The sequence below is a fragment of the Brevibacterium picturae genome (assembly GCF_900105045.1).
GTDB classification, from domain to species: Bacteria; Actinomycetota; Actinomycetes; order Actinomycetales; family Brevibacteriaceae; genus Brevibacterium; species Brevibacterium picturae.
Genome location: NZ_LT629739.1, coordinates 293578 through 303297 on the forward strand (window position 1 = coordinate 293578; position 9720 = coordinate 303297).

The following is a 9720-nucleotide window of genomic DNA, read 5'->3' on the forward strand; positions in this document are numbered from 1 at the left end:
CGGGATAGGTCGCGAGCGGAAGGATTGAGGACGTCACAACCACTCCCAACCGAAGGAACCAGGACACCTCATGAAGAAAGCCATCATCGCCCTCGCCTCACTGCTCGTCATCATCGCCGCCGCCGTCGGCGCGCTCTTCGTCTGGGAACACCAATCGAAGCTCGCGTTGGAAGGACAGGTCGAGGACTACCTCGACGAGCGCAGCATCGATGCCTCGGCGATCGACGTCCATGGTCGCCCCTACATCCTCTTCGCCATGCGCGACTCCGTCGACCTCACCTATGTCGATCTCGAGCTGCAGGACGGGACGAACAAGGACCAGCTGCTCGTCCACCGGCTCAGCAACGGCGAACCTGACCGCCTCACCCGCTTCGTCACCTTCGACCACCCTGAAGGCGAGGTTGATCCGATCGAACGCGCCGACGGCTCATTCACGGAATCCGCGATGGTCGACGGCACAAAGGTCACCTACTCGGCCGATGTCAAGGACCACAAGCTGCGCCTGTTCGCCGATGGACACAAGACCGGTGAGATCGCGGTGGAAAAGGGCGTGAGCCAGAATGGGGCAGCCGTGACCGATACCGGTGTGGTCATCGGGCTCGACTACGACTCCCCCGATTTCGTCGCCGCGAACTGATCAGCGCGGTCCCGCTCCCTCAGCGGCTGAGCATCTGAGCGGCTCAGTGCCCCGACTACACTGTGAACCGATGAAGACTGTGATCACGTGGCTGTGGATCGTCCCACTGCCCCTGACGTTCGCGCTGGAGCTGCTGACCGGATCAGGGTGGCTGCTCACGGTCGCCAATGTGTTCGCATTGGCGACCGCGCTGCCGATCCTGGTGCGCTCTCAGCGCCGCACTGCCCGAGGCGAGGAACCGAGCACAGGGATGCTCGCACTCGCGGCTCTGGCTCTGCTCCTTTCCCTCGTGCCGGTGGCCCTGGCCACAACACTGAGCCTGACCGTGCTGTGGCTGAGCATGGTGACGGTGGTGATGCTCGCCCGCTGGTTTGCCGCCGGCGCACAACTCCTGATGCTCATTCTGCTCTCGGTGGGAAGCATCGTCACACCCGCTCTGATGTGGAGCGATGGCCTCACATTCGCCTTCGGCGCGTCTACCGTGATCGTGGCCAGCCTCGCCCTGGGGCTGCTCCTGCGGATGGTCGACCGGTCCCTGATCGAACGTCATGCCACCGCTGTCGAGGCGGAACGACGCCGGATGGCCACCGAGCTCCACGACCTGGTCGCCCACGAGGTCACCGGGATCATCGTCCTCTCACAGGCCGCGGCACGCAGCGAGGACGCCGGAGTCCTCACGACCGCATTGGGCAAGATCGAGGAATCCGGAACCCGTGCCCTCGAGCAGATCAGAGCGCTGGTCTCGAATGCCCCTGCGAACTCCAGTGCCCGGTCGCCGATCGCTTCCGGCATCCAGGCTCTCCGCGATCGGGCCGATGGCTTCGAGGGCGCATCGTCCCTCACTCTCGACGTCGATGACACCGTCACCGAGGTGGTGCCCTCCTCCGTCTGGCCCGTCCTCGACCGGGTGTTGGCTGAGGCGCTGACGAACATCCGCCGACATGCGGGAGCCGGGGTCCCGGTCATGGTGCGGGTGTCCACCGCCGCCTCGGCGAGGCCAGAGGAGCGACATGTTGCCGACATCGCCCTCACCGTGATCAACGGCCCCGGTCCCGGTGGGATCGGAACCGGCAGTGGAACGGGACTGCGTGGTCTGCGCGCACGGGTCGACCACCTCGGCGGGAGTCTGCTTGCGGGGCCGGGCCACGACGGCGGGTGGGTGTTGGAGGCTCGGATACCCTTGAACCCGACAGCAGACGAATGAGACCGATGGCGGTTGATGGAGGTCGAACGTGATTCGAGTGGCTCTGGTCGATGACCAGGACATGGTGCGGATGGGGTTCTCCCTCATCCTCGACGCCGATGAGTCGATCTCCGTGGTGGGGCAGGCAGCAGACGGCGTCGATGCCATCGAACTGGCCAAACGCGAACAGCCGGACGTCATCCTCCTCGACATTCGTATGCCCAAACTCGACGGACTCGCCGCACTTCCCCGCCTGACCCCGATCTCAAAGGTCATCATGGTCACGACCTTCGACGATGATGACTACGTCGATGCGGCACTGGCCGGCGGTGCGAGCGGGTTCCTCCTCAAGGATGCCGGACCCGATCTGCTGCTGGCCGCGGTCAGGGCGGCCGCGAACGGTGATGCCCTGATTTCACCGTCGCTGACCCTGGATCTGCTCAGCCGCCGCGCCCAGGCCGGTGGTGCGGGCGAGGACCGGGTCGCAGGCTTGAGCGGTCGGGAGAACGACGTCGCTCGTCTCGTGGCCAGGGGCCGGACGAACCAGGAGATCTGCGCCGAGCTCTTCATCTCGCTCGGGACCGTGAAGACCCACCTGGGCAACATCCAGACTCGCCTCGGAGCCCGCAACCGGGTCGAGATCGCCGCCCGGATGTGGGAGTCGGGTGTGATGAATCGGCCGAATGGCTGACCCTCGCTCTCAGACTCCGGCCATTGTGCTGATGTGGGCGGCGGGCGGATCCGACCAGAATGGGAATCATGAGTTCAGACACCAGTGACCACCCGCCCACACCACCGACCATCGCCCCGGCCCACACCACGGACACGACCCGTGCCAGGAGCGGTTCACGTTCAGCAGGCCGATCCCGCATCGCAGCCCTCGACGTTCTTCGCGGGCTCGCCCTGTGCGGCATCATGATCGTCAATCTGCCGCCTATGTTCGGCGTCGACGCCGTCAGCGAAACCGGAGCGGTCGAGAGCTTGTACAGGGTCGAACAGGACTTCGTGCAGAACCGCTTCTTCCCGATCTTCTCCCTGCTGTTCGGCATCGGCTTCGGCATCATGTGGAACTCGGCCAGGAACCGCAGCCGCCGACCTCGGCTGGCGCTGCTGCGTCGTTTCCTGTTCCTCGGCGTCATCGGAGTCGGCCACACGTTCCTGCAGCCCGGCGAGGCTCTGCTGCCCTATGCGATCGTCGCGCTCCTCATCCTGCTGCCCTCGACGTGGATTCCCGCCCGAGCACTGGCCGTGACCACGTCGATCGCCGGAGCGGTGCTCCTGGCCGCTGGGGTCTGGTCCGGCGGCGGTATGGTGATCATCCCCGGACTCTTCCTGCTGGGTTTCGCCGCTGGGTACACCGATCTCGTCCGCCGCAGCCTGCGTCATCCGGGCTGGTTGGCCCCCATCGGTGCCGCGAGTGCCGTGATCTCCGTGTTCGGGTTCCTCATCACCGACTACAACACCCGCCACCTATACATGTGGATCACCGCCGGCCTCGGCATCACCATGGCGCTGTGTTTCGTCATCATCGTCATGCTGCTGATGACCACCCCCGCCGAGGCGATCCTGCGGCCGATCTTCGCTCCTCTGGGTCGGATGGCGCTGAGCAACTACATCGGTGCCACCCTGCTCATCCTCGCTGCCAAGGCCGTTGAGCCCGACCTGGCCCAGTTCGATGAGCATGGCGGATATTTGGCGGGCGTGCTCGTCTGCATCACCATCATGGTCATCCAGATACTGGTCTCCGCCCTGTGGCTGCGCTTCGTCGGGCAGGGGCCGCTGGAGAGGCTCTGGCGTCTGGTCACCTGGGGCCGCGAGGGCTCTCGAGCCTGAGACCGGCTCCAACAAAGAAGGCAACGACGCCAGACGCAGATCGCCGAGGTGGGGGGGGGTCCCACCTCGGCGATCGTGCTCGTCTTCTCGCGTGTGCCCAGGTCAGGTCAGTCGAGAGCGCCCTGAAGTTCGTGATCGAGCGTGATGACGCCGTAGCTCCATCCCTTGCGGCGGTAGACGACGGACGGTTTGCTCGACTCCTCGTCGATGAACAGATAGAAGTCGTGTCCGACGAGCTCCATGCGGTTGAGTGCTTCCTCGATGCCGATGGGAGCCCCGTTGAATGTCTTCTCACGTAGGACCACGGGTGAGTCGCCTTCGGCCTTGATGCGACCGTTCGTCTTGTCGGTGTTCTCCGGCTCGTTCGGAGTGATGGCCTCGCCTTCCTCGGGAACCAGGGAATCGGCAACGGGCATCTTGGCCAGTGCCTCAGCGGTGGATTCCTTCCGGTGATGACCGGCTCGAGGCACCTTGTTGCGGTCCCGCGCGCGCCGTAATCGCTCGACGAGCTTCGCCCAGGCGAGGTCCAATGCAGCATATTTGTCGCTTGCCATGGCTTCTGCGCGAATGGCCGGACCCTTCGCTACGACGGTGAGCTCGACTCGTTCGCTGGTCTCTGGCTGGCGAGAGTTCTTTTCATGAGCGACGTGCACCTCGACTCGTTGCGCTCGCGGCGCGAGCTGCTCGACCTTCGCGATCTTGTCCTCAATGTGGGCCCGAAAACTGTCGGAGATGGTCAGTTGACGTCCGTTGACAACAATGTCCATGATGCGTCCTTAGCGACTCGTTCTTCGGATTCATCCGATCCCATTCCCTTGGATGGGTAAACCCCGTTATACAGTAAAGGGAGAGACAAATCGAGTGCCCCCGCGGCCGAGCCCGAGAACGGCTCCTGCAGCGGGTCTGATCTGCACCGATGCTAGTACCCGTGCGCTTTCTGCCAAGGTTGCTCCAGTCGTTGAGAAATCGTCGACGAGAATGTCAGCGCCGGATTCCGACCCGGATTCGTCTCCGCCTGCGGGAGATATCGAGTCCGAGGCCCTCGGTTCGAGGTACTGCGACCTGGCCACATTGCGTTGCCTCGCATGGGCTCCCAGACCGACCTGGTCATGGTGGCGTCGTGTGAGGAGAACGTCGACGACCTCCAGCGACAGTTCGGGAACGAGTTCGGCGGCGCGTCGGGCAAGGGCTGCGGTGTGGGAGCCGCCTCGGCGTCGCCGTGCCTGCGGGGAGCTCGGCGCGGGGAACAGTCTGACCCGACCGCCCGAATGGTGAGCCAACTCCAAGGCCGCGGTGATGGAACGCGCAAGTGCCAGGGCCAGAGGGTCGAGGATGTCGCGGCGACCATTGTCCTTGAAATTGACCACCATGTGAGATACCTGCGAACTGTATTCCGAGACGCCGACGACCGGTATCTGGCCGTACCGCGGTTCCATGGCTCGCGGGATGCCGCCGAGCAGCTTGAGACAGGCCGTGCACAGGGAGACGTCCTCCCGTCCGCAGCCGGCACACCGGCGGGGCAGGAAGAGTTCGCCGAATTCGGTCAGCAGTCCCATGGGAGAAATCTACTATGCTGGGTCCTGGGATTCAGCCCGGGTAGGAGGGATCCTTGGCCGAGATATCGACGAGCTTCTGCCAGGCATTGGAATTGTAGGAGTAGATCTCTCCGGACGAGCTCGTCACGAGGATCGAGCGGCCGTCCTCACCGGAGGCGATTCGGCTGCCGTCAGGGACCTCTCCCAGCTGCGCGGGAGGCCCGGTCACCCCGATGCGGAAGGGCTGGACCTGTTCGCCCTCCTTCGCGGCCAGCGCCACCAGGGAGGTCGAACCGGCCCAGGAGATGTCCTTGACCTCCTCGAAGTTCGACCCGACTTCGATCGGTGCATCAGAGACGGCACTGGCAGGATTGCCCGCTTTGTCACGTGGGATGCCGACGACGTCGATGCGTGCAGGTTCGCCCTTGTGCCGACTCAGCACCGCGATTCGCGTGCCGTCTCGGGAGACTTCCAAGTCGATGAGATCTCGACCGGCGAGGAAGTCCGTGGCGATGGTGTACTCCTGGCTGTCATCGCCGATGGCTGTGAGCTTGCCCTTGTTGTCGCGCTCCCCGGTCCAGACCGTTTTGAACCGGTCGATGCTGGGCCGTACGAGCTTCTTGCCCCTGAGGATCGGAGTCGCATCGACGGCGTCGTCTTTGAGGCGCATCAGCTGTTTTCCTGAGTTCTGCAGGTAGACGTAGAGCGAATCGTCAAATGACACTGCCGGGTCGCTGGCCTTGGCTTCGGACAGGTCAGGACTGTTCTCGACCTTGGCCACGGTCGTACCCGAGATGCGCGAGAGCCGGTCTTTGGCCAGCACCACCGGTGGGCCGTCGACCTGGACCGAGGTGTCGGTCTTCGGCTGCAGACTCTTCGGGACGACCTGTCCGCCGATGGTCAGCTCGATGCTCGAGATCGAGGGAATCACCTTCAGCGTCGATGCGATCTGCTGCCGGATCAGCCCCTTCTCCTTGTCCGTGGGTGCGTCTCCCTGGTTGCTCAAGGCGATGTGTGCGACGCCGTTTTCGATCGTCACCACGTTCGTATCGCTGAGCTTCGCACCGTCGGGAATCGCGGTCACGACCGCACCCGAGAGGTACGAGGCCGGCCCGGTGAGGAGTTCGTTGATGAGAGCGGTCGGCGTTGACGAGGACCGGAGGAACCAGCGGGAGTCCGGCACCAGGTAGGAGTAATCGGAGGTGAAGAACTGCAGAGAGTAGTTGAGGAAGATCGTCTGGAACTCCGTCTGGGTGATCAAGAGACCATCGGGCGCCGAGGCGATGCGCCATTCCCCGTTCTCCTGCCGCAGCGAGAACTCCATGTTCGACCGGGTTCCCGGTTTGGTGGAGTTGAAGATGCCCGAAGAGTTGACGAGTCCGACGACGGGCGCCGACATCGTCAGCGTCTTCTGATCGGAGGTGACTTCGGCGTTGAGCGACTCCAGGTCGGTGTCATTGGGCAGCAGCGACACCGATTCCTGTGGGTTCCATTCCTGTGCCTCGGCCTCTGTGAGGAAGGACTTGGCCACGGAGAAGTTGTTTCCGGTACCGGCACCGGCGGAGAGGAAGCCACGAACGATCTCACCGATGCTGTCGCCGGGTTCGGGCCCCTCCGGGATCCGAGCACTGCTGTCTCCCGGGGCACCGGAGCCCGCTTCGATATGGCCCACCGGCGAATTGGTCGGGATCGAAGAGCAGGCCGTCAGCGCCAGGGAGGCGACGGCTGCGAGGACGAGCACGTGCAGTCCCTTCTTACGTCGGGGCGTCGTCATGACTGCGGTCCTCCTTCGTGTGCTGCATCGGTGGGCCAGACGGTGTCAGCGTCAATCTCAATGCGGGTGTCAATGTTGTCGGCATCGTCGCGAGCGCCAGTCCCGCTGTCGGCATCGTCGCCGTCGTCGGCACCCGTGTCGGTGTCGGCGCCGCTGTCGATTTCTGGGCCTCGGTCGGCGCCGGCGTCTGCGTCCTCGGGCTCGTCTGCCCTCTCGCCGCTACCGGTGAGGTCGGTCCCGTCGTCGATGATGGCATCATCACCGCGGACGACCTCGGGCTCGCCACCATACCCTTCACGGGTGGGAGGAGCCTGACCGGTTTCGACCACGATGGGAATCGACCCTGTCTGGATCCGCACGGAGCCGTCCGAGGACAGCGGACCCGCGACCAGGGCAGCACCCTGGACCTGCGCGTCCCGGGGCGGCAGGGGCAGAGGCGAGGAGGTGATCTCCTGATCGGGACGGCGCGGGATGGTCAGGCGGAAGCATGAGCCTTCTCCGGGTTTGCCCCAGACCTGCAGCCAGCCGTTGTGCAGGTGGGCGTCCTCGAGCGAGATCGCCAGTCCCAAACCGGACCCGCCCAGGGTGCGCTTGCGAGCGGGATCCGCACGCCAGAAACGGTCGAAGACGTGCTCGACCTGTTCCTCATTCATTCCAACGCCGTGGTCGCGCACGCTCACGGCCACCGCCTCGGCGTTGGAGGCGACGTAGATGTCGATCGGGTTGGACTCTCCGTGTTCGATCGCATTGACGATGAGGTTGCGCAAGATCCGTGTGATGCGCACCCGGTCAACCTCGGCCATCACCGGTGAGGACGGGGAGTGGACGACGATGTTCGTCGACATCTGGTCCGCGACCATCGACACCGTCTCGATGATCGAGGTGACGATCGCACCGACGTCGACGGGTTTGGCCACCAGAGCAGCGGCACCGGCATCGTAGCGGGAGATCTCAAGCAGGTCCGAGAGGAGGCTGTCGAACCTCTCCGCCTGCGAATTCAGCAGCTCCGCGCTGCGGGCCGTCACCGGATCGAGGTCGTCACGCGAATCGTAGATGAGGTCCGCGGCAGCCCGGATCGTGGTCAGTGGTGTGCGCAGTTCGTGGGAGACGTCGGAGACGAACTGCCGCTGCAGCACAGACAGCCGCTCCATCTGCTGAATCTGGTGTTGGAGGGTGTCGGCCATGTCGTTGAAGGACTCCCCCAGCACCGCGATTTCGTCATTGCCGTGGACGGGCATGCGCTCGTCCAGATCACCATCGGCGATGAGACGGGCCACCTCGGCGCCGGTGCGCACCGGGGTCACCACGAGCCGGGTGACGATCCACGCCACGGCGCCCACGAGGACGACGAGGACGAGGGCGGCAACGAGCATCGACCTCTGGACGAAGTCGAGGGTGTCCTGCTGCTCGGACAGGTCGCCGAGATAATAGAGCTGGAACTGCCCGGCGCCGGGGATCTGGAGCTCCTGAGAGATGAGCAGGCCGGGTCCGGTCCCGTCGGGAAGACTCACCGACTGATAGAGCATGTCATCGGTCGGGGCCTTGCCGATGGCATCCTTGAGCTCACCGCTGATGGGCATCTCGTACGGTGCACCATCGGAATCCGTCGTTCCGGCAGAGATCGTGGAGAACGACGAGTTCGGATCGCTGGGCTCCAAGGTCAGCGAATACACGGATCCGGTGGAGCGGTTGTAGATCGACGACAGCTGAGAGCTCAGGTTCTCCTGAGTCACGGCCTGACCATCAACGGGGGCGAGGCTGCGCAGCTCTGAGACGATCGTGCCGGCCTGGGACGACAGGGACTGCAGCCGGGTGTCGAAGAGACCCCGCGAAATCTGCTGTGACATGTACGTCCCCACCCCGAAGATGGCCACCGAGGTGAGGACGATGGTGAGAACGACGATCCGCAGCTGCAGGGAATGACTGAACGAGCGGAGGAGGAACCTCCAGAACGCCCGCATCGCCGAGGCTGCGGTGCGGATTGCGCCGCCCACAGCCGAGGAGCGACTCACGCCGCTCTGCCTGCCTTATATCCCACGCCGCGAACGGTGACGATGATGTCCGGCTTCTCCGGGTCACGTTCGATCTTCGAGCGCAGACGCTGCACGTGCACGTTCACGAGGCGGGTGTCAGCCGCATGCCGGTAGCCCCACACTTCTTCGAGCAGAGTCTCGCGGGAGAACACCTGCCACGGCTTGCGGGCCAGAGCCACCAGCAGATCGAACTCGAGCGGGGTCAGGGAAATCGGGGAACCGCCCTTGGTCACGGTGTGACCGGCGACGTCGACAACGACATCGCCGACGTTGAGCAGCTCCGGGGCCTGCGGTTCGGAGATGCGCAGTCGGGCTCGCACCCTGGCAATGAGCTCCTTGGGTTTGAATGGCTTGGGAACGTAGTCGTCGGCGCCGGACTCCAGGCCGAGGACGACGTCCACGGTGTCCGATTTCGCCGTGAGCATGATGATCGGCACCGAGGAGATCTCGCGGATCTCTCGGCAGACCTCGAGGCCGTCCTTTCCGGGCAGCATGAGGTCGAGGAGGACGAGGTCCGGGTTCACCTTCTCGAATTCGCCGAAGGCTTGATCGCCGGTAGCGCAGAAAAAGGGCTCGAAGCCTTCACTTTTGAGCACAATTCCGATCATTTCGGCCAAAGCCGTGTCATCATCAACTACGAGGATACGAGCGTTCATCCTTCCATTGTCGCTTATCAGCGCCCAATCTTTCGACCTCGACACCCTCACCTGCCAATGCAGACGCTG

The 9720-nt window shown here is 64.2% G+C and carries 9 protein-coding genes; 4 read left to right on the forward strand and 5 right to left on the reverse strand.

Annotation, left to right across the window (positions count from 1 at the left end; all coding sequences use genetic code 11):
• Window positions 1–70 precede the first annotated feature (70 nt).
• The 4 genes from BLT92_RS01420 (at window position 71) to BLT92_RS01435 (ending at window position 3653) form a co-directional block, all read left to right on the forward strand.
• Window positions 71–637 carry a hypothetical protein gene (locus BLT92_RS01420; protein WP_092102264.1) on the forward strand — a complete coding sequence of 189 codons (567 nt, stop codon included), beginning with the start codon at window positions 71–73 and terminating at the stop codon, window positions 635–637.
• A 70-nt stretch (window positions 638–707) separates the two neighbouring features.
• Window positions 708–1841, forward strand: a complete 1134-nt coding sequence (locus tag BLT92_RS01425; RefSeq protein WP_092102266.1) for a sensor histidine kinase — start codon at window positions 708–710, stop codon at window positions 1839–1841.
• A gap of 28 nt (window positions 1842–1869) precedes the next feature.
• On the forward strand, window positions 1870–2511 hold the full coding sequence (locus tag BLT92_RS01430; protein WP_197679651.1) for a response regulator: 642 nt from the start codon (window positions 1870–1872) through the stop codon (window positions 2509–2511).
• Window positions 2512–2579: 68 nt separating this feature from the next.
• Complete coding sequence (locus tag BLT92_RS01435) at window positions 2580–3653, forward strand: DUF418 domain-containing protein (protein ID WP_092108653.1); 1074 nt, start codon at window positions 2580–2582, stop codon at window positions 3651–3653.
• A gap of 107 nt (window positions 3654–3760) precedes the next feature.
• Here the strand turns inward: BLT92_RS01435 and hpf are convergent, their stop codons facing one another.
• The 5 genes from hpf to mtrA form a co-directional block, all read right to left on the reverse strand.
• Entirely contained in the window at window positions 3761–4420 is a 660-nt protein-coding gene (gene hpf, locus BLT92_RS01440; RefSeq protein ID WP_092102272.1) for a ribosome hibernation-promoting factor, HPF/YfiA family, read from the reverse strand.
• A gap of 66 nt (window positions 4421–4486) precedes the next feature.
• Window positions 4487–5209, reverse strand: a complete 723-nt coding sequence (locus BLT92_RS01445; protein ID WP_092102276.1) for a ComF family protein — start codon at window positions 5207–5209, stop codon at window positions 4487–4489.
• Between the two features lie 31 nt (window positions 5210–5240).
• Entirely contained in the window at window positions 5241–6962 is a 1722-nt protein-coding gene (locus BLT92_RS01450) for an LpqB family beta-propeller domain-containing protein (RefSeq protein WP_092102279.1), read from the reverse strand.
• Window positions 6959–8974 (reverse strand): MtrAB system histidine kinase MtrB, encoded by a 2016-nt coding sequence (gene mtrB, locus BLT92_RS01455; protein ID WP_092102282.1) that lies wholly within the window; start codon window positions 8972–8974, stop codon window positions 6959–6961. The genes BLT92_RS01450 and mtrB overlap by 4 nt, the downstream gene beginning before the upstream one ends.
• Window positions 8971–9651, reverse strand: coding sequence for an MtrAB system response regulator MtrA (gene mtrA, locus BLT92_RS01460; RefSeq protein ID WP_092102285.1), 681 nt, complete (start codon window positions 9649–9651; stop codon window positions 8971–8973). The genes mtrB and mtrA overlap by 4 nt, the downstream gene beginning before the upstream one ends.
• Between the last annotated feature and the right edge of the window lie 69 nt (window positions 9652–9720).

Excerpts from the sequence above, each read along its gene's own strand:
- BLT92_RS01445 (WP_092102276.1), bottom strand. The coding sequence starts at position 5,209 with ATGGGACTGCTGACCGAATTCGGCGAACTCTTCCTGCCCCGCCGGTGT.
- BLT92_RS01420 (WP_092102264.1), top strand. The coding sequence starts at position 71 with ATGAAGAAAGCCATCATCGCCCTCGCCTCACTGCTCGTCATCATCGCC.
- hpf (WP_092102272.1), bottom strand. The coding sequence starts at position 4,420 with ATGGACATTGTTGTCAACGGACGTCAACTGACCATCTCCGACAGTTTT.
- BLT92_RS01425 (WP_092102266.1), top strand. The coding sequence starts at position 708 with ATGAAGACTGTGATCACGTGGCTGTGGATCGTCCCACTGCCCCTGACG.
- BLT92_RS01450 (WP_092102279.1), bottom strand. The coding sequence starts at position 6,962 with ATGACGACGCCCCGACGTAAGAAGGGACTGCACGTGCTCGTCCTCGCA.
- mtrA (WP_092102285.1), bottom strand. The coding sequence starts at position 9,651 with ATGAACGCTCGTATCCTCGTAGTTGATGATGACACGGCTTTGGCCGAA.
- BLT92_RS01435 (WP_092108653.1), top strand. The coding sequence starts at position 2,580 with ATGAGTTCAGACACCAGTGACCACCCGCCCACACCACCGACCATCGCC.